Origin of the sequence: Marinobacter sp. AN1 (assembly GCF_026013985.1) — a bacterium.
Lineage (GTDB): Bacteria > Pseudomonadota > Gammaproteobacteria > Pseudomonadales > Oleiphilaceae > Marinobacter > Marinobacter segnicrescens.
In genome coordinates, this window is sequence record NZ_CP110342.1 from 401948 (window position 1) to 427602 (window position 25655).

General features: G+C 60.4%; 18 protein-coding genes and 2 pseudogenes. 4 read left to right on the forward strand and 16 right to left on the reverse strand.

The window, feature by feature from the left end; all coding sequences use genetic code 11:
* Position 1: 1 nt before the first annotated feature.
* Both rbbA and LJ360_RS01750 read right to left on the reverse strand, forming a co-directional pair.
* Positions 2–2749 (reverse strand): ribosome-associated ATPase/putative transporter RbbA, encoded by a 2748-nt coding sequence (rbbA, locus tag LJ360_RS01745; protein ID WP_264995074.1) that lies wholly within the window; start codon positions 2747–2749, stop codon positions 2–4.
* A gap of 12 nt (positions 2750–2761) precedes the next feature.
* A complete protein-coding gene (locus LJ360_RS01750; protein ID WP_091848894.1) occupies positions 2762–3826 on the reverse strand; it encodes an HlyD family secretion protein in 1065 nt (354 codons plus the stop codon).
* Between the two features lie 392 nt (positions 3827–4218).
* On the opposite strand from LJ360_RS01750, the gene LJ360_RS01755 reads away from it, so the two are divergent.
* Genes LJ360_RS01755 through LJ360_RS01765 form a run of 3 tightly spaced genes read left to right on the forward strand, consistent with a single transcriptional unit; the run spans position 4219 to position 9368 of the window.
* Positions 4219–5460, forward strand: a complete 1242-nt coding sequence (locus LJ360_RS01755; RefSeq protein ID WP_264995075.1) for an efflux RND transporter periplasmic adaptor subunit — start codon at positions 4219–4221, stop codon at positions 5458–5460.
* Positions 5457–8588: an efflux RND transporter permease subunit gene (locus LJ360_RS01760; RefSeq protein WP_264995076.1), complete on the forward strand. Its 3132-nt coding sequence runs from the start codon at positions 5457–5459 to the stop codon at positions 8586–8588. The genes LJ360_RS01755 and LJ360_RS01760 overlap by 4 nt, the downstream gene beginning before the upstream one ends.
* 18 nt (positions 8589–8606) lie before the next feature.
* Positions 8607–9368, forward strand: a complete 762-nt coding sequence (locus tag LJ360_RS01765) for a ParA family protein (protein WP_091848891.1) — start codon at positions 8607–8609, stop codon at positions 9366–9368.
* Positions 9369–9408: 40 nt separating this feature from the next.
* Here the strand turns inward: LJ360_RS01765 and LJ360_RS01770 are convergent, their stop codons facing one another.
* From LJ360_RS01770 to LJ360_RS01835, 14 genes and pseudogenes are all read right to left on the reverse strand, one after another.
* Positions 9409–9864 (reverse strand): potassium channel family protein, encoded by a 456-nt coding sequence (locus LJ360_RS01770; protein WP_091848890.1) that lies wholly within the window; start codon positions 9862–9864, stop codon positions 9409–9411.
* A 120-nt stretch (positions 9865–9984) separates the two neighbouring features.
* A complete protein-coding gene (locus LJ360_RS01775) occupies positions 9985–11085 on the reverse strand; it encodes a GGDEF domain-containing protein (protein WP_245742454.1) in 1101 nt (366 codons plus the stop codon).
* A gap of 43 nt (positions 11086–11128) precedes the next feature.
* Positions 11129–11620 (reverse strand): AI-2E family transporter, encoded by a 492-nt coding sequence (locus LJ360_RS01780; RefSeq protein WP_320108780.1) that lies wholly within the window; start codon positions 11618–11620, stop codon positions 11129–11131.
* A 77-nt stretch (positions 11621–11697) separates the two neighbouring features.
* A pseudogene (locus LJ360_RS01785) lies at positions 11698–12279 on the reverse strand (AI-2E family transporter); the annotation flags it as partial.
* 138 nt (positions 12280–12417) lie between these two features.
* Positions 12418–13197 (reverse strand): SDR family NAD(P)-dependent oxidoreductase, encoded by a 780-nt coding sequence (locus tag LJ360_RS01790; RefSeq protein WP_091848888.1) that lies wholly within the window; start codon positions 13195–13197, stop codon positions 12418–12420.
* The gene (locus LJ360_RS01795; RefSeq protein ID WP_264995078.1) at positions 13197–14381 is read right to left on the reverse strand and encodes an acetyl-CoA C-acyltransferase; all 1185 of its coding nucleotides are present in this window, start codon (positions 14379–14381) and stop codon (positions 13197–13199) included. The genes LJ360_RS01790 and LJ360_RS01795 overlap by 1 nt, the downstream gene beginning before the upstream one ends.
* 485 nt (positions 14382–14866) lie before the next feature.
* A pseudogene (locus tag LJ360_RS01800) lies at positions 14867–16174 on the reverse strand (3-hydroxyacyl-CoA dehydrogenase NAD-binding domain-containing protein); the annotation flags it as partial.
* A gap of 268 nt (positions 16175–16442) precedes the next feature.
* Positions 16443–18242: an acyl-CoA dehydrogenase gene (locus tag LJ360_RS01805; protein WP_264995079.1), complete on the reverse strand. Its 1800-nt coding sequence runs from the start codon at positions 18240–18242 to the stop codon at positions 16443–16445.
* A gap of 54 nt (positions 18243–18296) precedes the next feature.
* Positions 18297–18995: an ABC transporter ATP-binding protein gene (locus LJ360_RS01810; RefSeq protein WP_264995080.1), complete on the reverse strand. Its 699-nt coding sequence runs from the start codon at positions 18993–18995 to the stop codon at positions 18297–18299.
* Positions 18995–19750, reverse strand: a complete 756-nt coding sequence (locus tag LJ360_RS01815; RefSeq protein WP_264995081.1) for an ABC transporter ATP-binding protein — start codon at positions 19748–19750, stop codon at positions 18995–18997. The genes LJ360_RS01810 and LJ360_RS01815 overlap by 1 nt, the downstream gene beginning before the upstream one ends.
* Positions 19747–20697: a branched-chain amino acid ABC transporter permease gene (locus LJ360_RS01820; RefSeq protein ID WP_320108798.1), complete on the reverse strand. Its 951-nt coding sequence runs from the start codon at positions 20695–20697 to the stop codon at positions 19747–19749. The genes LJ360_RS01815 and LJ360_RS01820 overlap by 4 nt, the downstream gene beginning before the upstream one ends.
* On the reverse strand, positions 20634–21017 hold the full coding sequence (locus tag LJ360_RS01825; protein ID WP_264995082.1) for an ABC transporter permease subunit: 384 nt from the start codon (positions 21015–21017) through the stop codon (positions 20634–20636). The genes LJ360_RS01820 and LJ360_RS01825 overlap by 64 nt, the downstream gene beginning before the upstream one ends.
* Before the next feature lie 35 nt (positions 21018–21052).
* On the reverse strand, positions 21053–21997 hold the full coding sequence (locus LJ360_RS01830; RefSeq protein ID WP_264995083.1) for a branched-chain amino acid ABC transporter permease: 945 nt from the start codon (positions 21995–21997) through the stop codon (positions 21053–21055).
* Between the two features lie 71 nt (positions 21998–22068).
* Positions 22069–23328 (reverse strand): branched-chain amino acid ABC transporter substrate-binding protein, encoded by a 1260-nt coding sequence (locus LJ360_RS01835; RefSeq protein ID WP_264995084.1) that lies wholly within the window; start codon positions 23326–23328, stop codon positions 22069–22071.
* 332 nt (positions 23329–23660) lie between these two features.
* On the opposite strand from LJ360_RS01835, the gene LJ360_RS01840 reads away from it, so the two are divergent.
* Complete coding sequence (locus LJ360_RS01840) at positions 23661–25643, forward strand: acetoacetate--CoA ligase (protein ID WP_264995085.1); 1983 nt, start codon at positions 23661–23663, stop codon at positions 25641–25643.
* Positions 25644–25655 lie beyond the last annotated feature (12 nt).

Here is a 25655-nt window from a genome sequence, read left to right on the forward strand (position 1 = left end):
GTCAGTGCTCCTGCTTCTTCAGGGCTATCAGGCTGAGACCCAGGATGACGGGAACGGACAACGCCAGCGGCCAGAACGAGCCGGACAGGTCGGCAAAGCCCAGCGCCTTGGAAAAAGTGCCACTGCTGATGGTCAGGAAGTGGGAGGTGGGATAGATCTCACCAATTACCCGGGGAATACCCTCCAGCGCCGATACAGGTGTCGTCATACCGGAAAAGGTCACAGCAGGTATCAGGGTGATTATGGTGGTGCCGAAGATGGCTGCCGTCTGACTGCGCATAAAGCTGGACACCAGCAGCCCCAGGCCGGTGGCGGCCATTACATAGAGCAGGGCGGCGGTTACATAGGCGAGGTAACTGCCCTTGAAGGGAACGCCAAAGGCGAAAACCGCCAGTGCGGTGAGCAGCAGGAAGTTCGCCATGGCCAGTGCGATGTAGGGGATCTGCTTGCCCAACAGGAACTCCAGCTGCGTCACCGGTGTAACGTAGAAGTTGATAATGGAGCCCAGCTCTTTTTCCCGTACTACGCTCAGGGCCGTCAGCATGGCGGGAATCATCATCAGCAACAGCGGGATGACCGTGGGCACGATGGCCACCAGGCTGGCGACGTCAGGGTTGTAGCGGTAACGGGTTTCGACATTGATGGAGAGAGACTGACTGACGGGTGTGGACTGGAAACGCATTTGCTCCTGCAACCAGCCGCCATGCAGCGCCTGCAGATAGCCGGCTACGGTTTCTGCCCGGCTGGGCATGGCGCCGTCCACCCAGGCACCCATGGCAACCGGGCGGCCATGTTGCAGGTCACGGGCGAATCCCGGCGGTATCTCCAGAGCGAGTTCCAGTTCACCGCTGCGCATGCGCCGGTCCAGTTCACCGTAGTCGGTAATCGGGGGGCGCTCGATAAAGTAGTTTGAGCCACTGAGGTTCAGCAGGTACTGGCGACTGGTGCTGGTCTGGTCCCGGTCCAGCACGGCAAAGCGGATGTCTTCCACATCCATGCTGATGCCGTAACCCATGATCACCAACAGGATTACCGATCCCAGTAAGGCCAGGGTTGCGCGGATCGGATCACGCTGCAGTTCCAGGCTTTCCCGGCGGCTGTAGCTGAACAGGCGCAGCAGGCTGAAGCGTCCGGGTGTCCTGCCGTTTTCATTGCCCCTGGCCACTGGCGGAGCCACGCTTTCATCAGCCTTGCCGGCGGCCTCTTCCAGCCAGGCAACGAAGGCATCGTTGAGGGTTTCTGCGCCCCTGGTTTCCCTGAGGGCGGTGGGTGTGTCGCTGGCCAGGACCTGGCCGGCATGCATCAGCGAGACCCGGTCACAGCGCTCCGCTTCGTTCATGAAATGGGTGGAGATAAAGATGGTTACCCTGTCTTCCCGGGACAGGTCGATCAGCAGTTGCCAGAACTGGTCGCGGGCGATGGGGTCCACCCCGGAGGTGGGTTCATCCAGTATCAGCAGCTCGGGGCGATGGATCACTGCCACCGCCAGGGACAGCCTCTGCCGGACCCCCAGGGGCAGGGCGGAGGGAAGTTCGTCCTCTACACCCTCGAGGCCAAAACGCGCCAGCATTTCCGCAACACGGGAGGGAATGCTGCCCGGTGGCAGGTGAAACAGCCTGGCGTGTAACTCCAGGTTCTGGCGTACGGTCAGCTCCGAGTACAGGGAAAAGGACTGGGACATATAGCCCACCCGGCGGCGGGTATCCAGGTCCGTGGCATCCACCGGGTGCCCGAACAGTCGGGCATTGCCTTCCGACGCTGGCAACAGGCCCGTCAGCATTTTCATGGTGGTGGTCTTGCCGCAACCGTTGGAGCCCAGGAAGCCGAAGATCTCGCCCCGCTCCACCCGCAGGTTAACGCCCTGCACCGCCACAAAGTCGCCAAATCGCATGGTCAGCCCTTCGGCCTCGATGGCGATATCGGGTTGTCCGTCCGCTCCATTGGTGCGTGGCGGGATGGTGACTGCCTGGTGTTTGCGGCTTTTCTCTTCCGGCAGCAGGCGGATAAATGCCGCTTCCAGCGTGTCTGTATCGGTGCGCTCCCGCAGTGCCTCTGCGGTCCCTGTGGCCAGTACCCGGCCTTCGTCCATGGCGACCAGCCAGTCAAAGCGCTCGGCCTCTTCCATGTAGGCAGTGGCAATGACCACGCTCATGCCCGGGCGGCGGCTTCGCACCCGTTCCACCAGTGCCCAGAACTGGGAGCGGGAGAGCGGGTCGACCCCGGTGGTGGGCTCGTCCAGTATCAGAAGGTCCGGGTCATGGATCAATGCACAGCACAGCCCCAGCTTCTGCTTCATGCCGCCGGACAGCTTGCCGGCGGGCCGGTCACGGAATTCCAGCAGGCCGGTGGCAGCAAGGAGTTCATTGACGCGCTGGTCGCGCTCCTGCCGCTCATGGCCGAACAACCGGGCAAAGAAATCCAGGTTCTCCTGAACCGACAGGGTGGCGTAGAGGTTTTTGCCAAGCCCCTGGGGCATGTAGGCGATCCGCGGACCCGTGAGCCTGCGGTGGCGGGCGTCCGCCATCTCACCGCCAAGCACATGGATCGAGCCCTGCTGGATCGCGCGGGCGCCGGCAATCAGGGACAGCAGACTGGACTTTCCGACACCATCCGGCCCGATCAGCCCCACCATGCAGCCGCCTGGGACCTCAAGGGTGATGTCCTGCAGGGCAGGGTGCTTGCGGTAGTGGAGGGTGACTTCGTCAAGCCGGATCACTGGAGCGGGTCGGGCGTCCGTGCGGCCATTCATGGGGCTCACCGGTTATTGCACTTGTGGCATCTGGAGCTCCGCTGGCCAGTCCCGGGACTCATCCAGCCGCAGGTAAGCCATGCCGGGCAGCCCGGTCTTCACCTGACGGGCGTATTTTTTGAGAAGTGCCGGATCAATGCTGGCCTTCACCCGGAACATCAACTTGAGCCGCTCGCTCTGGGTCTCGACGGTCTTTGGTGTGAACTGGGCCTCGCTCGCCACAAAGGAAATCCTGGCCGGTACGATGACATCCTGTGCGGCATCCAGTACCAGCCGCACCTCTGTGCCCAGGGCCACCCGCCCGACAGCGGTGGTCGGCAGGTAGAAGGTCATGAACACCTCGCTGATGTCGATCATGTTCAGCACGCGGCCCCCGGGGGCCAGCACCTCACCGGGTTCCGCAACCCGGTACTGTACGCGGCCGGCACGGGGTGCCTTGAGGTCCGCGTCGTCGATCTCTACCTGCAGTCTTTCCACGGTCGCTTCGGTTGCCCTGATCAGGGACTGCGCCTGGACTACCTGTGCCTTGGCTGCGGCGATCGCGGCATCCATGGAGGAGACCTGGGCCTTTGCCGCATTCAGGGCGGCTGTAGCGCCGGCTACGGCGGCCTGGTCATCCTCCAGCTGTTGGGTGGAGATGGAGCCGCGGTCAGCGAGGGCTTGGGAGCGCTTCAGGCGATTGCGGGCGGAGTTCAGCTCAGTCTGGCGCTGCGCCACCACGGACAGGCTGGCCGCTTTTTCACTTTCCCTTTGTGACACCAGGGCTTCGGCGGCCATTTCGGAATGCCGGGCTTGCTGGACCTGGGCCTGCGCTTCCGCCAGTGAGGCCTGCAGGCTTTCGGTATCGACTCGCGCAAGTAACTGTCCGGCATCAACAAAGTCACCTTCCCGGACCATCACCTCCAGCAATCGTCCACCGGACCGGGTGGCAATGTCGATTTCCGTAGCTTCAATGCGGCCATTGCCACTGACGACGTAGTCCGGCAATTCGCCGGGACGGTATTGGTTCCAGGCCCAGGTTGCGGCAATTGCCAGTAATGCCACCAGGATCCAGGGGAGCCATTTCTTTGCCGACATAACGCAGTCCGTGTGTGATTGGTCGAGGGTTCGAAAACCATTATGCCAAGCTTAAGGGCGCTATACCCTGTAATGCCAGCGGAACCCGCCAGGTTTCTGTCCGGGATCATTTGTTTACCGGCGCAACTATCGCCGCTGGCCTGCGACGTTCTGCCTCATTCCCGGGGCCGGCGAAGGTTATATACTGACCCGGTAATGGCGGTTGTCCGTATCCACAGAGCGGGCATAACCGATTCAGCCCTGCGCGGATTTTCCGTTCAGGGCTTTTTTTATGATGCGGGTCAAGGTGCCCCTGTCCTCCATTAAAGCCCGCTGACCTATACTGTGCAGTTCGTAATAGGCACCGGGTACCTGTCTCCTGGTGCAATCGCTTTTCCAACGAGTGCCTGTCCATGATCAGACGCCTGATCCCCCTGTTTATCATCATTGCCGGTATCGCCATTTTCCAGTTGCTCAAGCTGACCCGTCCGGAGCCTGAGCCCGCCGGTCAGACCGAACGCTCCTGGCCTGTGCAGGTGATGGAAGCCGAGTTTGACGCCTGGCAGCCGGCGCTGCCGGTCTATGGCGAGGTGGCGGCTCCCGACCTGATGACTGTTACTGCACCGGTTTCGGGCCGGATAGCGGAACGACCGGTCAGTGAGGGAAGCCGTGTTGCCAGGGGTGACCTGCTTGTGGCCCTGGATCCCGCTGACGTGGAACCGGTATTGCAGCAGGCGGAGGCGGAAGTGGCTGACCTGCGAGCCCAGATACGCAGTGAGCAGATCCGGGTGGAAACCGACCGCAAGGCGCTGGCTCGGGAACAGGCCATTCGTGAAAACGCCCGCCGGCAACTTGAACGTACCCGGTCGCTGCAGGGTAGCAACCTGGCTTCCCAGCGGGATTTGGACACTGCCCGGGACGCCATGGAGCAAGCAGAGCTGGCGGTTACCCTGCGGGAGCAGAACCTGGCAGAGCACCCGGCCCGGCTGGACAGCCTGGAAGCCAGGTTGCAACGTGCCGAGGCAGCCCTGGCGGCGGCCCGGCGGGATGCTGAGCGGGCCACCGCAACGGCCCTTTTCGATGGTGTGGTAGCACGGGTTGAAGTGGCTGTGGGCGACCGGGTGACCGCCAATTCGCCGCTGTTGTCCCTCTACCAGCCCCGGGCCCTGGAAGTGCGCGCCCGTATTCCTGCCCGGTTTGCGCAGGCGCTGGAGAAGTCGTTGGAGGGCGGCCAGCCAGTGCAAGCAACTTCTGAAGACCAACGTTACCGGTTGGCACTGACCGGCTTCGCGGGCGAGAGCGATCCCCGGGGGCCATTGGGTATTTTCCGCCTCCGGGAAGACCAGTCTGGCCTCCGACCAGGCGACATGGTGCCCCTGGTGGTGCTTCGTCCGGCGGTAGATTCGGCGGTGGCTGTGCCTTACAGCGCCCTGTATGGAAGCGACAGCCTGTATGTGATGACCGAAGAAGGTCGTATGCACCGGGTGCCGGTCGAGCAGGTGGGCGAAGCCCTCAGGGAAGGTGGCTATTACGACGCCCTGGTGCGTAGCGAACGGTTGCAGGAGGGTGACCTCATAATCACCACTCACCTGCCCAATGCCATCGAGGGCCTGAAAGTCACCGTGGCGGAAGCACCGGGAGCAGAGACTGAATGAGCCGTCGCCGCAAGGGAATTATCGGCTTCTTTGTGCACCACCGGGTTGCCGCCAACCTGGTGATGATCCTCATGCTGCTGGCCGGCGCCCTGGGGCTGATGCGCATGAACATCCAGTTCTTTCCCACCTTTGCCCTGGATATCGTCAATGTCCAGGTGGTCTGGAGCGGGGCTGCGGCGGAAGACATCGAGCAGGGCATTACAGACCCCCTGGAGCAGCGCTTCCGGAGTATCAACGGCCTGAAAAAGATGACGTCAACCTCTGCCCAGGGGGTGGCCAGTATCACCCTGGAGTTCGAGGAAGGCACCGAGCCCATCCAGGCTGTGGATGATGTACGCCAGCAGGTGGAGGAGTTCAGTAACCTGCCGGCAGATGCCGAGACGCCCCGGGTCAGCCGGGTTGGCCGCTATGAACCAGTAGCCCGTCTGCTGATCTACGGTGACCTGGCGCCGGAGGAACTGCGTCGTCTGGCCTACCGCTATGAGGACGAGTTGCTGCGGGCCGGCATCGACCGCATCGAGATCACCGGCCTGCCGGACGTGCAGATGAGCATCGATGTGCCGGTGGAGCGGTTGCAGGCCCTGGGGTTGTCGCTGGATGACATTGCTGATCGGGTTCAGGCCCAGTCACGGGACCTGCCCGCCGGACTGATGGGGCAGCAGGATGCTACCCGGGAGCTGCGGGCAACCAGCCAGGGGCGCTCCCCGGAGGACTTTGCCGACCTTTCGATCATCGCCGGCAACCGGGAGCGAATCCGCCTGGGGGATATTGCCGTTATCCGCCAGGAAGCCCGGGACCAGCAGGTGACCCTGACCCGGGACGGCAAGCCTGCCGTGGAGCTGCGCCTGCTAAGGACCGAGCAGGGACATTCCCTACGGGCTGCGGAGGTACTGGAAAACTGGATGGCCGAAACCCGGCCCCGGTTGCCCTCGACGGTGTCGCTGGAAGTCTATGACCAGACCTGGGAGCTGATCGACCAGCGGATCTCGCTCCTGACCAGTAACGGCCTGGGCGGGTTGGTATTGGTGCTGATATTGCTGTACCTGTTCCTGCCGGGGCGGGTTGCCCTGTGGGTGGCAGTGGGTATTCCCACGGCTTTCATGGCGGCACTGGGTGCGCTCTGGCTGTATGGCGGCTCCATCAACATGATGTCGCTGTTCGCCCTGATCATGGCCCTGGGTGTCATCGTCGATGACGCCATCGTGGTGGGAGAGGACGCCGATGCCCATGCCCGCATGGGGGAGCAGTCCGCCTATGCGTCCGAGGGGGCTGCCAAGCGCATGGTGTGGCCGGTGGTGGCCTCTTCCCTGACCACGGTGGCGGCGTTCATGCCGTTACTGGTGGTCAGCGGTGTGATTGGCAACATCCTGGGAGACATACCCGTTGTGATGATCTGTGTGCTGGTGGCCTCCCTGCTTGAGTGCTTTATCGTGCTGCCGGCCCATCTCCGCCATGCCTTTACCCCGGGTAAACCGGACGCCCGGGTTGGGGGGCTGGAACGGATCAGGCAGGGGTTCGACCGGCGTTTCGAGGCGTTCCGCCAGGGGCCCTGCCGGAGGCTCTCCCGCTGGACACTGGCGCACCGTTCCATCGTGTTGGCGAGCCTGTTCACTTTGACCGCAGGCACTTTCGGCCTGTGGGCGGGGGACCGAATCGGCTTCAGTTTCTTTCCGACGCCTGAGCCAAGCGTGCTCTATGCCAATGCCAATTTCGTCGCCGGTACCGACCGGGAGACCGTGGACCGCTTCCTTGCCCACCTGGAAGAAACCCTCAATGAAACCGAGGAAGCCCTGGGGGGTAACCTGATCCTGCATGCGGTCACTACCCATGGCAGTGCCCAGTCCGGTGACGGTACCGCCCGCTCCGGTGACGATGTGGGTTCCATGATGCTGGAGCTGGTCGACCCGGACGATCGCACCGTCCGCAATGCCCGGTTCGTACGGGCATGGCGAGAGCGGATCCAGCTACCCCCGGGCATGGAGAACCTGACCATTACCGAACGGCAGGCGGGTCCGCCGGGCCGGGATGTGAATGTCCGCCTTACCGGTGCTGATACCGTTAATCTGAAGCGGGCAGCAGAGTCTCTCGCCGCAGCGATGCGCTCCCTGCCGGGTGTGCTGGATTCCGAGGACGACCTGCCCTGGGGGCGGCAGCAGCTGATCTACGAAGTCTCGCCCCGGGGTGAGAGCCTCGGGCTGACCACCCTGGATGTTGGGCGACAGTTGCGGGCGGCCTTTGATGGCCGGGTGGTGCAGATCTACCAGGATGACCGGGACGAGATCGAGGTCCGGGTCCAGTTACCCCGGGAGCAACGCGAGCGGGTCAGCACCCTGTCACGGCTGACCATCCGCCTCCCTGATGGTCGCTTCGTGCCGCTGGAACAGGTGATCACCCTCAGCCCCCGCCAGGGCTTTGATGCGCTGCGCCATGCCGACGGCCAGCTGGCGGTGGAAGTGACGGCCCAGCTGGACCCGGCGGAAACCACCGCCGGCCAGGTGTTGGAGTCCCTGCGTACCCACACCTTGCCGGAACTGGCGGACACCTGGGGCGTCCGGTACAGCTTTGAGGGGCGCTCGGCGGACCAGCGACAGACCCTGAATGACATGAAAGTTGGCGCTATTGCCGGCCTGGCGCTGATGTACGTGGTGCTGGTGTGGGTATTCGCCTCCTGGACCACGCCGCTGATTGTCATGGCGATTATTCCCTTTGCCCTGATTGGTGCAATGCTGGGGCACTGGCTGATGGGGCTGAAGCTGACGGTGCTGTCCCTGTTCGGCCTGTTCGGCCTGTCCGGTATCGTGGTGAACAATGCCATTATCCTGGTGTCTTTCTACCAGGCAGAGCGACGGAAGGGGCTTGCGGTTAATGAAGCACTGAACGAAGCGGTGGTACAAAGGGTAAGGGCCGTTATACTGACCTCTCTTACTACCATCGGCGGTCTGTTGCCGCTGATGTTCGAGACGTCCCTGCAGGCCCAGTTCCTGATACCCATGGCGGCGTCGATCACCTTCGGTCTCGCATTGGCAACCGTGCTGGTGCTGGTTGTTATTCCCGCCCTTCTGTCACTGCTGGAGCAGTTTCACGAGTGGCGAGCCCCAACCAGGCAGGTCGAAGGGCCAGAAACCTGAACGGACGAGGCTCGGTCAGTGAAGATCATTGCGTTTCATAATCTCAAGGGTGGTGTCGGTAAAACAGCCGCTGCCTCCAACATTGCCGCCCTGGCTGCGGAGTCCGGAATTCCCACCCTGCTCTGGGACCTGGACCCCCAGGGAGCGGTCAGCTGGTATTTCGGTAACACCGGTGACGGCGACGCCCGTGTGCCCAAGGCGGGCAAGCTGGTGAAGGGCAAGACGCCGATCGGCAAGACCATTGTGCCGACCGGGATTGATAACCTGGACCTGATCCCCGCGGACGTCAGTTTCCGCAATATTGACCTGCAACTGGAAAAGCACGGCGACCGCAACACCCTGGCGGACTGGCTGGAGCCCCTGGGGGAGGATTACGGCCTGGTCGTCCTGGACTGCCCGCCTTCCCTGTCGCGGCTGGCGGAACAGGTATTCCGGGTCTCGGACCGGGTGCTGGTTCCACTGGTGCCCACCTGGCTGTCACTCAACAGCTGGCACCAGATGCAGGCTTTCATTGCCGACAAGAAGGTCGATCGACGCAAGTTCTATCCGTTCTGGACCATGGTCGACCGCCGTAAAAGGCTTCACCGGCAACTGCTGGAGCAGCCCCCCAAAGAACTGGAACAACTGATGCCGGGTTACATTCCCTATGCCAGTGACGTGGAACGCATGGGTGAACTGCGCCAGCCCGTCCACTGGTTTGCGCCCCGCTCACCGGCGGCGCTGGCGTACCGGCTCCTGTGGCGTAGTTTCAGCAAGGGAAAACGGTCCCTCAACCTTTGAGCCGGTATTTGCACGGCACCGTCTACCATGCGAGATGCTACTATCGGGTAGGCCAGTACCGCTGCATTTCCATGTAGAGGAAAGAGGCGCTCCAGGTGATTAGTACCAGCCCGGCCAATGCTTCGATCCCGGTGAGATACCTCAGTGCCCCCAGCGGCTCGATGTCGCCAAAGCCCAACGTGGTAAAGGTGGTGTAGGAGAAGTACACGGCATCGATAAATGCTCCGGAGAAGTTTCCGGCAAGTTCGCCCCATCCCTTGGCGTGGTGCATGAAGTAGTACACACTCGCGAACAGCCAGACCTGGACCGTGTGGGCAATCAGTATTCCGAACACCGCCACTATGAGCCGGAAGTGTCGTGTGCGGGTGTGGTGAAGGCTTTCCAGTATCCCGCTGAGCCGGACCAGGCTCTCATGATGAATAAGCACTACGGCGACCACAATCAAGCTGTTTAACAGCGTCACGTTGATCAGGCTGGCGTGGTCAGCAAGCTCCATCCGCAGGCACTATCTCTGTTTATGAATTGAGGGCAATACCAATAGGGGTAATGTTAGCTGGTCACGGTGCTGGTGTCTGCCTGTCCGGGCGGATTGTCGGCACCAACCGACGCCTTCCGGTCAGCGATCAGACTGAGATGATGCTGCTGCCCGGCTGGTCACTGGTGGGGGCACTACCCGGTTACGCCCCTGTTCCTTGGCCTGGTAAAGGCGGCTGTCGCCAACCGCCAGCAGGTCCTGGAGAGTTTCACCATCCACCCCCAGTTCGGCAACGCCGACGCTCAGTGATAAGGGTATGGCTTCACCGGAGTGTTCGATATTGGCTGTGGCCAGGGCCTGCCGAAGTTCTTCTGCCACCTGGCTGGCTGTGACCGTGGCGGTGTTAACCAGGATGACGCCAAACTCCTCACCGCCCAGCCGGCCTGCAAGGTCGGTGGTCCGCAGGCGACGGCGAAGCAGGTCGGCAAAGAAGATCAGGGCGCGGTCACCCGCCTCATGGCCATGGTGGTCATTCACCTGCTTGAAGTGGTCCAGGTCGATGACCAGCAGTGACAATGGCTGCCCCTCACGCACCGCACGGCTTTTTTCCCGTTCGAAGAACATCTTGATACGGGACCGGTTGGGCAACCCGGTGAGGAAGTCGGTCTGCGCCATATGCAGCAACTGGGTCTCACTGCGCTCACGGCTGACTTCGTAAACATGGGAAAACACCGTGATGCATGCCGTCAGGACAATCATGTTGGCAACCGAGCGAGCATCCATGACGGCCGTGTCATCCATGAACCTCCACAGGAAGATAATGGCGGCGACGACGATAAACAGCAGGGAGATGGCCAGGCCTGCACGGCGACCCAGCAGAAGGTGACTCACCAGCGGGATCAGTAGTACCCAGCCGAATATGGTCACGCTGGCCGTTGGTGTGGCGAGGGCGATCATCATGGCAGTGAAGAAGGGGAAGATATACGCCAGTATCCACCGCTCCAGGTGCCGGGTCCGGTGGGCGTAGTACAGCAGGACAGCTGAGTAGAGACCCATACCCCATTCCACGCCGGCCAGGGCCCAGGTGCCTTTCATGGCATTGAGGAAGCCGAAAAGAATGCCCCCGCTGATGGTGATCCAGAGCAGGGCGACCAGTACTGCCTTGCGGTGGGGGCGGGCCAGCTGTGTGAGAGTATCCGGGTGGGCGTCCATGGGCTCTGCGATCCGGTAATTTTTGTGCATGAATTTGATCACATATTACCTGTCGTTAGAATACTCTCACCGGTTATTTTCCGAGCAACTCCCCCAGCCCCTGCAGATTCTTCACATGGTCGCACAGTGTCTTGGTCATCATCAGGATCGGCGTGGCCAGAATCAGCCCCACGGGGCCCCACAGCCAGCCCCAGAACAGAAGGCCGATGAAGATGACTACGGCGTTGAGACTGGATACCTGGCTGGTGAGCCATGGCGTCAGCAGGTAGCCCTGGATACTGGTAATCACCAGTGATGCCCCTGACACGGCAATCGCCATATCCATGGAACCGAACTGGATAAAGGCTGCTGCACCGGAACCGATAAAGACCAGAAACGGACCCAGATAGGGGATGGCACTGGCAATACCTGCCAGGACACCCCACAGAAGGGACTGTTCAACGCCAATGAACATGAATGCCAGCCAGGTGAGAACACCAACGAACACCGCGCCCAGGAACATGACGAAGATGAACCGGCGCATCTGGTAGTGGAACTCATTGAGCATGCGAGCAACCTTGCGCATGCTGTGAAATCCGGACCGGACATGCGTACGATCTTGCGCTTGTAGAGCTTGCCGATAGCGAGTACGAAGTAGACGAGGAACAGCACGGAGAACAGCTGGGTAACCATCATGGTTCCGCCCGCCGCGCGCTCCATAAGGTAGTCCCTGAGGTTAAAGGGCTCTTCAACGACACGCACGGCTGTCGCCTGTACACGGCTGCGTTGCTCCTCCCTGGATTTGGACGCTGATTCCTCGATCTCCTTGGCTGCCTCCTGGGCTTTCTCCATCAACCCTTCAGATTTGGGCTGGCGGCTGCTCTCCCGCTCGAATTGCTGAACGGCGGCCGGGATGCGCTCCAGCATTTTCATGGCTTCGCTCTGCAAGGGCATGGCCGCCAGGGCGAGGATCGCCAGCAGGCTACTGAGTACCAGTGCGGCGCTAATCGGGCGGGGAATACGCAGACGGTCCAGTGACGAGACCACCGGGTCCAGGGCATAGCTGATCATGATGCCTGCTACCAGTGGCAACAGTACGTCCTGCGCCCAGTCGAGGAAAACGATCAAGCCCATGCCGGCAATAAGCACGGGGGCGATGTGGGCGAAGTTGATGGCATTGGCCGCAACGGACCTGCCTTTCTGATCGTCGCCGGATGGCGGGGTGTTTCCTGGATGACTCTGCATTCCATCCCTGCTCTGGTGGGTGATCCGTCCCTACATGATGGCAACGGGTTGCCCGGGGGTACAGCAAACCGGCAGGAGATTAATGCTTTCGTAAGGTTGGCAGGAGAGGGCCGGCCACCGGAAGGTGGCCGGAATGGGTTACAGCGGGTTGACCACGTGGCCGCCATCCACTGTGACCACAGAGCCAGTCATGAACTGACCGGCATCACTGGCGAGCAACAGCATGGCGCCGTTAAGCTCGTCGAGCTGGCCGAGACGGCGCATGGGTACGCCTTTCTGAATAAACTCCTGACCCTGGTCGGTGTCGAAGAAGTCTTCGTTGATCTCGGTGCGGAAGTAACCCGGTGCGATAGCATTGACCCGGATTTTGTAGCGGGCCAGTTCCATACCGAGAGACTTGGTGAGCTGCACCACGGCCGCCTTGGAGGTGGCATAGTGGCTCAGCCCCTTGCCCACACGGAGGCCAAGAATCGACGCGATATTGACGATGCTGCCGGACTTGCCGGCCTTCGCCATGCGCTGGCCGGCGCACTGTGCGACACGCCAGACGCCATCAAGGTTGGTACCCAGCATGAAACGCCAGTCCTCTTCGCTGATTTCCAGCGCCCGGGCGGCACCGCCGACACCGGCGTTGTTGAGTACCACGTCCACCACGCCGAAGGCTTCCTCGGCGGCGTCGAAGGCGGCTTCGACGCTGTCGCGGGAGGTAACATCCATGGCAACGGCGAGGACATCGCCACCATTGCCACGAATGTCGTCAGCGAGCTGATTGAGTTTTTCTACCCTGCGAGCGCCGATGACAACACGGGCGCCTACCTGGCTGCAGATACGGGCAAAGTGTGCGCCAAGGCCACTGGAAGCACCAGTGACCATGACGGTTTTGCCCTTGAGCGAGAATGCATCAAGGGGATGGCTCATTACAGCACCTCGAACAGACCAGCTGCGCCCATACCGCCGCCGACACACATGGTAACGACCACGTATTTGACGCCACGACGCTTACCTTCCAGCAGCGCGTGACCTACCATCCGGGCACCACTCATGCCGTAGGGATGACCGATGGAGATGGCGCCACCGTTGACGTTCAGGCGCTCATCGGGGATACCCAGCTTGTCGCGGCAGTACAGCACCTGTACGGCGAAGGCTTCGTTCAGCTCCCACAGGCCGATATCGTCCACTTTCAGGCCATGTTGCTTGAGCAGCTTGGGTACGGCGTAGACCGGGCCGATACCCATTTCTTCGGGCTTGAGGCCCGCGACGGCCATGCCACGGTAGGCACCCAGGGGCTGCAGGCCACGCTGTTCGGCCAGCTTGGAGTCCATCAGCACGCAGGCGCTGGCGCCATCGGAGAGCTGGCTGGCGTTGCCGGCAGTGATGCAGCCGCCTTCGATGACCGGGTTGAGGCCTGCCAGGCCTTCCAGCTGTGTGGACGGACGGTTGCCTTCGTCCTTGTCGAGGGTGGCTTCTTCGTAGGTGACTTCCTTGGTTTCCTTGTTCATCACCGCCTTTGTGGTGGTGACCGGTACAATTTCGTCATCGTACAGGCCCTTTTCCTGGGCGACAGCGGTGCGCTGCTGGGACTGAAGCGCATATTCGTCCTGGGCCTCACGGCTGATGCCGTAGACCTTGGCCACGTTCTCCGCGGTTTCCAGCATGGGCATGTAGGCGTGAGCCGCATGTTTGATGACGGTCTCGTCACGCTCGCTGGCCATCCACTCGAAGTTCTTCTGCTGAACCAGGGAAATGTTCTCGTGTCCGGCGCCAATGGCGACGTCCTGGCCGTCATACATGATCTGCTTGGCGGCGGTCGCGATTGCCATCAGGCCAGAGGCGCACTGACGATCGATGGTCATGCCGCTGACGTTCAGGGGGAGCCCTGAGGCCAATGCTGCCAGGCGTCCCAGGTTCATACCGGCAGTGCCGCCTTGCATAGCGGTACCCATCACCAGGTCTTCGATCTCTGCCGGGTCAACCTTGGCGCGCTCAACGGCAGCCTTGATGGCGAAGGAGGCCATGGTGGGTGACTTGGTGTTGTTGAACAGTCCCCGGAATGCTTTGCCAATTGGGGTACGTGCGGTGGATACAATGACTGCTTCTCTCATGATCTCTTCCTCTTGGTGTAAAAAATTTTCTTTCCTGGCTCCGTTAAATCCGGGTCAGGTTTTGTTTTCAGCGTTCACGCAGTAGGCCAGGGCCCCGCACGGAGTCGATCGACCTGCGGGACAGGCTTTCGCAGCAGCGCCATGGATGGCGCGGAGCAAGGTCGGTCCAGGACGGACCGTGAATTGCAGCGGAGAAAGCCTGTCCCGGCGGGCGAGCGACGGACTACCTTGTCCCTCGTGAATTCAGCAAATCAGTTCCGGCTTGATCAGCGGTTCCAGGCATGCTCACCCAGACTGTGAATGAGGTGCCTGGCCTTCCGGTGGGGGTACTTCCTCCGCTGCAATTCACGGTCCGTCCTGGACCGACCTTGCACCGGGCCATCCCTGGCCCTGCTGCGGAAGTACCCCCACCGGAAGTCCGTGTGAACTCCGTGCTGTCCGCCTTTAAAACTTTTTTGGTTACCCTGCCAGATCGCTTTTCAGCTTCAGACTTTTTCGATCTTTGTCTTACCTTCCGCAACCAGCTTTTCCAACAGCGGCGCCGGCTCAAACCACATTGTGCCGTAATCACCCAGGGTATCGCGATAGTGGCGGATCGTGTCCAGGATCTTCTCCAACCCGATCTGCTCGGCGTAATGCATGGGACCACCCAGCCAGGCCGGGAAACCGTAGCCGTTGATCCAAACCAGGTCGATGTCACCACTGCGCAGGGCAATGCCCTCGTCCAGAATCTGGATACCCTCGTTGATCAGCATGTACAGACAGCGATCATGGATTTCCTCGTTGCTGATTTCCCGGCGCTCAATGCCCAGGTCAGCGGCGATCTTCTGGGCCAGCTCGAGGACCTCGGGATCTTCTTTCTTTTCACGGTCTTCATAGATATAGAACCCGCGACCGGTCTTCTGACCGTAACGGCCCAGGTGATAGAGCTCGTCCGCCAGTTTGCAGTAGCCCGGGTCCTGGCTGATTTCATCCCGGCGGGATTCCCGTACCAGGTAGCCCACGTCGATACCGGCCAGGTCGTACATGGACAGTACACCCATGGCCAGGCCGGTAGAGGTCATCACACCGTCCACCTGGGCCGGGGTGGCGCCTTCCAGTACCAGGCGGTGGGCTTCACGGGCGTAAGGCTCGAGCATGCGGTTGCCGATAAAGCCGAAGCATACCCCGGAAACCACCGCGACCTTTTTGATGGTCTTCGCCATATCCAGGCAGGTGGCCAGCACATCGTCCGCCGTTTTCTCACCCCGAACGATCTCCAGCAGTCGCATGACGTTGGCCGGGCTGAAGAAGTGCAGGCCGATCACGTCCTGGGGGCGGTTGGTGGCGGCGGCGATCTCGTCCACGTCCAGGGTGGAGGTGTTGGAGGCCAGGATGGCGCCGGGCTTGCAGACCTTGTCGAGGGTGCCGAACACCTGCCGTTTGACGTTCATGCTCTCGAAGACAGCCTCGATCACCAGGTCAACATCGCCCAGGTCATCGTAGCTGAGGGTGCCGGAGAGCAGGGCCATGCGCTGGTCCATTTCGTCCTGGCTGAGTTTGCCCTTGCTGACGGTGCGCTGGTAGTTCTTGCGGATGATGTCCAGGCCCTTGTCCAGGGCTTCCTGCTTGAGCTCCAGCATTACTACCGGGATGCCGGCATTGGCATAGTTCATGGCAATGCCGCCGCCCATGGTACCGGCGCCGATAACGGCCACTTTCTTGATGGGGCGCAACTGGATATCCGGGCTGATGCCGGGGATGTCGCTCGCGACTTTCTCGGCCTGTTTTACATGGTCCAGGGCTTGCTGTTGTTCCGGGGTGTAGTGGTCTTGGGGGCTTGTCATTGCTTACTGCTCCAGTGGCGTAGTTTGGAGTTTGAATATCGGGATTTCGGGGAAGGCAAGCCGGCGGGCATGGCTTTCCGGGACACGCCGTGAATACATCCATGTAGGCTCTTCAAAAACGTCCATGTTTTTGAAGGTCCCGGAAAGCCACACCCGCCACCTTGCTTCAGGCTTTCGGGTAACCGCCTTGGGGCATGATCAGGCTCCGGAAGGCAAACTCAAAATCTGGCGAACATCAGAACCAGTCGTTCTGCATATCCAGGTTGTCGCGGTTACCGTTAGCCAGTAGCCGGGCGTAGCCGTCGAGCGGAGCCAGTTCCCAGTTCATGAAATAGCGGGCCGCATGGACCTTGCCCTGGTAGAACTGCTCCTCCGAACCGGATGCGCCGGCAGCGAGGGCCTTCTCGGCCGCCATGGCCTGCTTGAGCCAGATCCAGCCCACCAGTACCTTGCCAAACATGTCCAGGTACATGGTGGCGTTGGACAGGCCGTGGTCCGGGTCGGCCGCCAGTTGCTTCTGAAGGTCAGAGGTTACCGATTTCAGGGTGTCCAGTGCTTGTGTCAGCTGGCTGGCCAGTGGCCCGCAGGTGTCCAGGTTGGCGGCTTCATCCAGCGTTGCCTGGATGCGACGCTGGAATTCGGCGTAGCCGTCACCGCCCTTCGGTCCCAGTTTGCGACCCAGCAGGTCGATGCCCTGGATGCCTTCCGTACCCTCGTGGATGGGGTTCAGGCGGTTGTCCCGGTAAAGCTGCTCAAGCGGGTATTCCCGGGTATAGCCGGCGCCACCGAGAACCTGGATGCCGAGGTCCGAGGCGATGACTCCGTACTTGGACGGCCAGGTCTTGACCATGGGGGTGATCAGGTCAAGCAGTTCAGCGGCAGCTTTGCGTTCGCTTTCATCTTTTGCGGTGTGGGCGTCTTCCACCAGTGTACTGGCGTAGAGGCACAGGGCCAGGCTGCCTTCGGCGTAGGCCTTCTGCATCATCAGCATGCGGCGCACGTCCGCGTGTTCGACGATCTTGACCTGGGGTGCGTCCGGGTTCTTGTTGCCGGGCAGGCGGCCCTGTGGGCGGTCGCGGGCGTAGTCCAGGGCTTCCAGGTAGCTCTGGTAACCCATGGCGGCAGCGCCCAGCCCGACACCAATGCGGGCTTCGTTCATCATCTGGAACATGTAGCCCAGGCCCTTGTGGGGCTCGCCCACCAGGTAGCCGACGGCACCGTCTTTCTCGCCAAAGTTCAGTACGGTGGACGTGGTGTTCCGGTAGCCCATCTTGTGCAGCAGGCCAGCAAGTGCGACATCGTTGCGGTCGCCCCGGGTGCCGTCGTCGTTGACGTGGAACTTGGGTACCAGGAACAGGGAGATGCCGCGAACACCGGCTGGTGCGCCCTCGATGCGGGCCAGTACCATGTGGACGATGTTGTCGGTCAGCTCATGGTCACCGCCGGAGATGTACATCTTGTTGCCGAACAGGCGATAGCTGCCGTCATCGGCCGGCTTCGCCATGGTGCGCAGATCGCCGAGGGCAGAGCCCTGGCCTGGCTCGGTCAGTGCCATGGTGCCGCTGTAACGGCCATCGAGCATGGACGGCAGGTACTTGCCTTTCAGCTCGTCGCTGCCAAAGCTCTTGAGCAGGTTGGCGGCGCCGATGGTGAGAAACGAGTAGGCGGTGCTGGAGACGTTGGCGGCGTTGAAATAGGCCATGCTGGCCCGCAGCACCACTTCCGGCAGCTGTGAGCCGCCGTCGTCGAAGTCGTGGTGGGATGCCAGGAAACCGGCTTCGGCGAAGGCATTCCAGGCCGGCTGGGTTTCCGGAATCAGGGTAACCTTTTCGCCGTCGAACGTGGGTTCGTTGGCATCACCCTTTTGATTGTGGGGCGCGAAATACTCGGCAGCGATATCCCGTGCGGTGTTGAGCGTGGCATCGAAAATGGCACGGTCATGCTCCGCGTAGCGGGGCCGTTGCAGCAGGGATTCGGTGTCGAGGACTTCGTAGAGTTGGAATTCGAGATCGCGATCGTTAAGCAGTTTTGCCATTGACAGTTTCCGGGGCGGCCCACCCGGGGCGAGTTGCTCCGGGTGGGCTGCTTCCTAGACCTCCAGCCATTCTTTGCGGATTTCAGCGTTGTTTTTCAGTTCTTCAGGTGTGCCTTCGTAGACAATGTTCCCGTCACCCATGATGTAGATGCGGTCGGCAATGTCCAGGGCGATGGACAGCTTCTGCTCCACCAGTAGCACAGCAATACCATCGTCTGCCATCTGTTTGAGGATGGCGGCCACGTCGGCTACCACCTTTGGCGCCAGGCCTTCTGTGGGTTCGTCCACAAGTATGCACTGGGGGTCGCCCATCAGGGCGCGGAACATGCTGAGCATCTGCTGCTCACCGCCGGACAGCACCTCGGCCGGGGTATGCTCTCGTTCCTTCAGGCGGGGGAACCACTCGTAAACCTTGTCGAGGGTCCACTTCTCACCGGTCTGCCCCTTTTTCTTCATACCCAGTTCGAGGTTCTGTACCACCGAGAGGCCCGGGAAAATCGCCCGGTCTTCGGGAACATAGCCAATGCCGGCGTGGGCAATCTCATGGGATTGCTTGCCACTGATGGTCTTGCCATCGAACTCGATATGCCCCACCGGCGGCACCAGGCCCATCACTGCCTTGCACAGGGTGGAACGGCCAACGCCGTTACGGCCCAGCAGGCTGACGATCTCCCCCCGGTTGACGGTCATGTTGGCGCCACGAAGCACGTGGCTCTTGCCATAGTAGGCGTGTAAATCCTGGATCTTGAGCATCAGTGGACCTCCGTACCGAGATAGGCTTCCTGAACGGCCGCGTTGTTGCGGATTTCTTCCGGGGTGCCGGTGGCGATGATTTCGCCATACACCAGTACGGAAATGCGGTCTGCCAGTTCGAAGACCACGCTCAGGTCGTGCTCTACCACCACCAGGGTGTTTTCGCCGGTCATACGCTGGATCAGCTGAATGACATCGTTGGCTTCGGTACGGCTCATGCCCGCTGTGGGCTCATCCAGCAGGATCACCTTGGCACCGGAAGCGACAGTACAGCCGATCTCCAGTGACCGTTGCTGGGCGTAGGTGAGCAGGGACGCCGGAATCTCGGCCTGCTCGGTCAGGTTCAGGCGCTCGGCCAGTTCGTAGGCCCGATCCGTCACCGCCTGCTGGCCCATGACGCTCTTCCAGAAGGCGTATTTATGACCTTCCGACCAGAGCAGCGAGCAACGCAGGTTCTGCATAACCGTCATGTTCTGGAACAGGTTGGTCACCTGGAAGCTGCGGCTCAGGCCCATGCGGTTGACCTTGTGGGCCGGCAGGTTGTGAATATCGTTACCGAACAGCTTGATAGAGCCGTCGGAAACCTTCATCCGTCCACTGATCAGGTTGAACATGGTGGACTTGCCGGCACCATTGGGGCCGATGATTACGTGGCGTTCGTGTTCATGAACCTCGAGGTTCAGACCGCGGATGATCTCGGCGCGCCCGAAGTTCTTCTTTACGCCCTTGAGTTCGAGTGCGTTACGGGTAGTCATGCCTTACCTCCGTCTGACTTGGCGCCGAGTTTACGCTTGAGCATCGGGTTGCCGTGGAACAGCATCAGCCCGAAACCGATGATGGCGATACCAAAGGACACCAGCCAGGGCAGGGCGTTGGTTGCATCAACGGTGACACCCATCAGGGCGAAGGGAGCGCTCGGATCCCAGCTACGGAAGTAGTGGTAGGCCAGCTCGATCACGCAGACCAGTCCAAATATGCCTACCAGGCCGGTCAGCAGGATATACAGCCGGGCACCGGTGTTGCCTTTCCAGCCGCCCGCTTTCCAGTTGAGGTACTGGGTATGGACGATACCTACAAGGCCCATCGGAGCAAACATGACGATGGCGATGAACATCAGGCCGAAATACAGTACCCAGGCCTCGGTGTAGGCGGAGAGGGAGCTCTCAAGGAAGGTCACCAGCGTGCCACCCACGATCGGGCCGATGAAGTAGCCGATGCCACCGATATAGGTGCCCAGCAATACAGCACCTGATGTGAGCGCGTTGACAGCTTCGTCGTTGACGATCTCGTCGGTGATCACGAAAAGGCCACCCGCAAGGCCTGCAAACGCTGCCGACAAGGCAAACTGGATAAAGCGCACAATGGTAGGGTCGTAGCCCACGAACTGGGCACGCTCCGGGTTATCCCGTACGGCGTTGGCCATCCAGCCCAGGGGAGTTTTCCTGAGCAGGTAGATCAGGATGGCAGCAATCAGGGCCCACGCCACCACCAGGAAGTAGACGTTACGGCTTGAGGCGTAATCGACACCGAGCAGGGAAGGCGCGTAGGTACGATCACCAAACAGGCCTGCTTCACCACCGAAGAAGTCGGTGAACATCAGCGAGCTGGAATGCACCAGGGCGCCCAGGCCCAGGGTAATCATCGCGAATACGACACCGGCACGGCGAACCGAGAAAGTGCCGAAGATGATGCCGAAGAACAGGCCGGCGCCGCACCCACGACGGGCAGCAGTTCAATGGGCAGGCCTTCGCCGCCCGCATCGTTGATGCTGCGCAGCAGGTGCATGGCCACGTAGGCGCCCAGACCATAGTAGACCGCGTGCCCGAAGGACAGCAGGCCGGTATTGCCCAGTAGCATGTTATAGGACAGGGCGAAGATGATCGCCACGCCCATATGGCTGAGCAGGTTGATGGCATGGCCCGAGTCAAAGATGAAGGGCAGCACGATCGCCACAAGCGGTACGACCACCCAGGGCCATAACTTCAGCAGGTTGTTGCTTCCTGCTGCGGTATTGGTAGCCATAGATTTGGTTTCCTGTTGCGTTGTTGTTGTGGTTGTCATGCTTCACGCTTCCCGAACAGGCCACGGGGTCTGAAAATCAGGGTCAGTACCAGCAGCAGGAATGGAAGTACGGGAGCAATCCGGGTGGCTTCCATATGCCAGAGCACACCGAAGAAGCCGGAATTCTCGATACCGAGGGAGCCAATGCTTTCGGCCAGCGAGAAGTTCACGGACAGGAAGAAGGTCTGCAGGATGCCGATGATCAGCGAGGCGACCAGTGCCCCGGGAACCGAGCCCAGACCACCAAGCACCACCACAACGAAGACGATCGGGCCCATCATGAACGCCATGCCGGGGTCGGTAACAAAGTGAATGCCACCGACGACGCCGCCGAGGCCAGCCAGTGCACAGCCAAAGGCGAAAACGAGGGTAAAGACCATGGGTACGTTATGACCCAGTGCGCCAACCATATCCGGGCGGGACAGGGCGCCCTGGATGATCAGGCCAGCACGGGTTTTCTTGATGAGAACCCAGAGGCCCACGAACATGGCGATAGCGACCAGCAGGATGAATACCTTGAACCAGGAATAGTCCAGGCCGAACATGGTAAATGCCGTGGTGTTCAGGGCAGCAGGGGCCTTGTAGGGAACCGGTACCGTACCCCAGAAAAGTGCCACCAGTTCCTCGATCACATAGGCGAGGCCGAAGGTGAACAGCAGTTCCGGCACATGGCCGTATTGGTGAACGCGGCGCAGGCCATAGCGTTCAACCAGGGCGCCCATGGCGCCGACGGCAATCGGGGCGAGGAACAGCGCCACCCAGAAGCCGGTTCCCAGGCCAAAGGTATAGGCGAAATAGGCACCCAGCATATAGAAGCTGGCATGAGCAAAGTTCAAGACACCCATCATCCCGAAGATCAGGGTCAGGCCGCTGGACATCATGAACAGCAGCGTACCGTAGAGCACGCCATTGAATATCGAATAAGCGATGGTTTCGAGCATGGTGAGACGAATCCTGGTTTATTTTTCTGAAAAGCTCCGGTGGCATTGCGCCACCGGAGTATGGCTGGGGGTTATGGACGTCTCATGTTGCAGGAAGTTTCGTCCGTGGCCTGTTCAACAGGGATGTTGGCTACGGTGCGGAAGCCGACGCCTGAGTTGTCAGCATCGTACTTGGCGTTGGTATCCATCACAGACATGTACATGGGCTGCAGGATCTGGTGGTCCTGGGCGCGCATGGTGATAGTGCCGGTCTGGGACTCGAATTCCATGCCTTCCAGGGCTTTGGCAATGGCATCGACATCCTCGGCGTTGCCCACTTCCTCGATGGCCGCTTTCAGCATCTGCATCTGGTTATAGACGCGGTGATAGTACCAGTCGATTTCCGGGTAGCGCTCCTTGAACTCCTGGAACCACTTCTCGTACTCGGTCAGGCCTTCATCGACGTTAACGTCTGCATGCCATTCGGTGATCTGGTAAAGGATACCTTCACCACGGGGACCAACGGCTGCCGGAGTACCCAGGCCACCGCCGTAGTAGGTGTAGATGTTTACGTCCAGGCCGGCGCTGTCAATGGCGCGGACCAGAAGGGACAGGTCGTTACCCCAGTTGCCGGATACCACGGTATCGGCACCGGACTGCTGGATGCGGGAGATGTACGGAGAGAAGTCGCGAACCTGGGCGATGGGGTGCAGTACGTCACCGACGATTTCTGCGTCGATGCCCTTCTCGTCCACCAGCTCCTTCATACGCTTGGAGATGAACTGGCCGTGAGAGTAGTCCTGGTTGATCAGGAAGATCTTGTCGACCTCATCGTCACGGGTCTTCATGTAGTTGGACAGTGCTTCCAGTTTGATGGCGCTGTTGGCGTCAAAGCGGAAGTGGTAGAAGCTGCAGCGCTCATTGGTGAGGGCCGGGTCCACCGCGGCGTAGTTCAAGTAAAGCACCTTGTTGTCTTCGTTACGGCGGTTGTTGCGATCCACCGCCTCGATCATGGCGCCGGCCACGTTGGAGCCGTTGCCCTGGGTGACAAAGTTGATGCCTTCATCGATGGACCGCTGAACCAGCTGTACTGACTCAGAGGGGCTCTGCTTGTTATCCATGGCAACGATTTCGATATCGCGGCCCAGGATGCCGCCTTCCGCGTTCATTTTTTCTGCAGTGAACCGGAAGTGCTTAAGGCCGGCGTCACCCACGTTGGCGAAGGGGCCGGAGAGCGGTTCAATGTAGGAGATCCGGATCGGACCTTCCTGGGCGTAGGTGATGGATGAAATGGCCATGGAAAGGCCGATCATGGTGCCGGTGAACAGTCCGGTCTTCTTGTTTCGTAGCATGATTTTCTCCTGATATTCGCTGCCAACACGGCAGCTGTCTTCTTGTATTTGTTTCTGAGTGGTTCAGACTGTATAGCGAGCGCTTGTTCTATTCAATCTGGACTTTCATTATTTTTTACTATGAAAATACCTCCTGAAATTGGTGAACGATTCAGGCAGTTGCGTTTTGCCCCTCGAATCAAAGGTATAGTTGATTTACTCAATCAGTTCAACCGGTAAATTCGCGTTTACCGGATTTTTACTGTAGCCGGCGACGCCAGAAAATCACAGTGAGATGAAAGCAACCTGTGCCCCGGGCAAGCTCACGATAACCAACAACAATGGAGATAGCCATGACAGACCAGACCCCCGAATGCCTCTGGCAACCCGACCAGGCCCGTATCGAACGTAGCCGCATGCATGATTTTATGCAGTGGTTGACGGACAACAAAGGCCTGACCTTCGATAACTATAATTCGCTCTGGCAGTGGTCAGTGGATCACCTGGAAGAGTTCTGGGCTGCCTTCTGGGACTATTTCGATATCCGCCATTCCGCGCCCTACTCCAGCGTGCTCAGCGACTACAGGATGCCGGGAGCTACCTGGTTTGACGGCGCACGAATGAACATGATCGAGCAGGCCTTCCGTTACCATGAAGATGAACCCGGGCGCCCCGCGATCATATCCCGCTCCGAGATCCGTGAGCTGCAGGAGCTATCCTGGGGTGATCTCAAGAAACAGGTCGCTTCCTTCGCCCATGCCCTGCGCCAGATGGGTGTAAAGTCCGGCGATCGAGTGGTGGCCTATCTGCCGAATATTCCTGAAACGGTTGTCGCCTTCTATGCCTGTGCCAGCATCGGTGCCATCTGGTCGAGCTGCTCGCCGGATATGGGCACCCGTAGCGTGATTGACCGGTTCCGTCAGATCGATCCCAAGGTCATGATTGCGGTAGACGGCTATCGCTATGGCGGCAAGGATTTCAGTCGCATGGATGTTGTGAAGCAGCTGCGGGAGGAATTGCCCACCCTGGAGCAGGTGGTGCTGTTGCCTTACCTGGACGCCGGGGCCGCCCTGGATAACAGTGTGGCCTGGCCGGATATGCTGGCCCATGACGAGCCCATGAGCTTCGAGCAGCTGCCCTTTGACCATCCTCTGTGGGTGGTTTATTCCTCCGGTACCACCGGCATGCCCAAGCCCATTGTGCACAGCCATGGCGGCGCCCTGCTGGAAGGGTTGCAGGGTCAGGGCCTGCACATGGACCTGCAGCCGGATGACCGGTACCTGTGGTTCACCACGACGGGCTGGATCATGTGGAATGCCCAGATCGGCGGCTTGCTGCTGGGATCCACCATCTGCATCTACGACGGCAATCCCGGCTATCCGGATCTGGGTACCCTGTGGCGATTTGCCGGGGAGGCGGGCGTAACCTTCTTCGGCGCCGGTGCTGCGTACTTCCTCAACTGCAAGAAGGCAGAGATTCACCCGCGGGAGTATGCGGATCTCAGTGGAATTCACTCTGTCGGCTCCACCGGCTCGCCGCTGCCGGATGAAGGTTACAAGTGGATCATGAACGAGATCGGTAACAACGTGCTGGTGGCACCCATCAGCGGTGGTACCGACGTCGCCGCCTTCTACGTGGGCTGTAACCCGATTATGCCGGTCTATGCCGGTGAGATGCAGTGTCGCACCCTGGGTACAGCCGTGTATGCCTTTGATGAAGACGGCAAGCCGCTGGAAGACGAGGTGGGTGAGCTGGTTGTCACCAAGCCCATGCCTTCCATGCCCCTCTACTTCTGGGGTGATGAAGGTGGCCATCGCTATCATGACAGCTACTTCGATACCTATCCGGGGATCTGGCGTCACGGTGACTGGATTCGCATTACGCCACGGGGTGGCGCCATCATCTATGGCCGTTCGGACACCACCATCAACCGCCAGGGCGTGCGTATGGGCACCGGTGAAATCTACCGGGTGGTGGAAGAGATTCCGGAAGTGATGGATTCGCTGATTGTTGACCTGGAATACCTGGGTCGGGAGTCCTACATGCCACTGTTTGTGGTGTTACGTGAAGGTGTCACCCTGGACGATGACCTGAAAGGGCGAATCCGCGCGGCCATCCGGGACAACCTGTCAGCCCGTCACGTGCCCAATGAGATCATCCCGACAGCGGAGATTCCCTACACGCTGACCGGCAAGAAAATGGAGCTGCCCATCCGCAAGCTGTTGCTCGGCAAGCCCCTGTCCCAGGTGGCGAGTCCGGATGCCATGGCTAACCCGGGCAGCCTGGATTTCTACATCCGCTTTGCCGAGGAAAGGGGAACAGCGCCAGCAGAGTGAGGCTGACTGGCA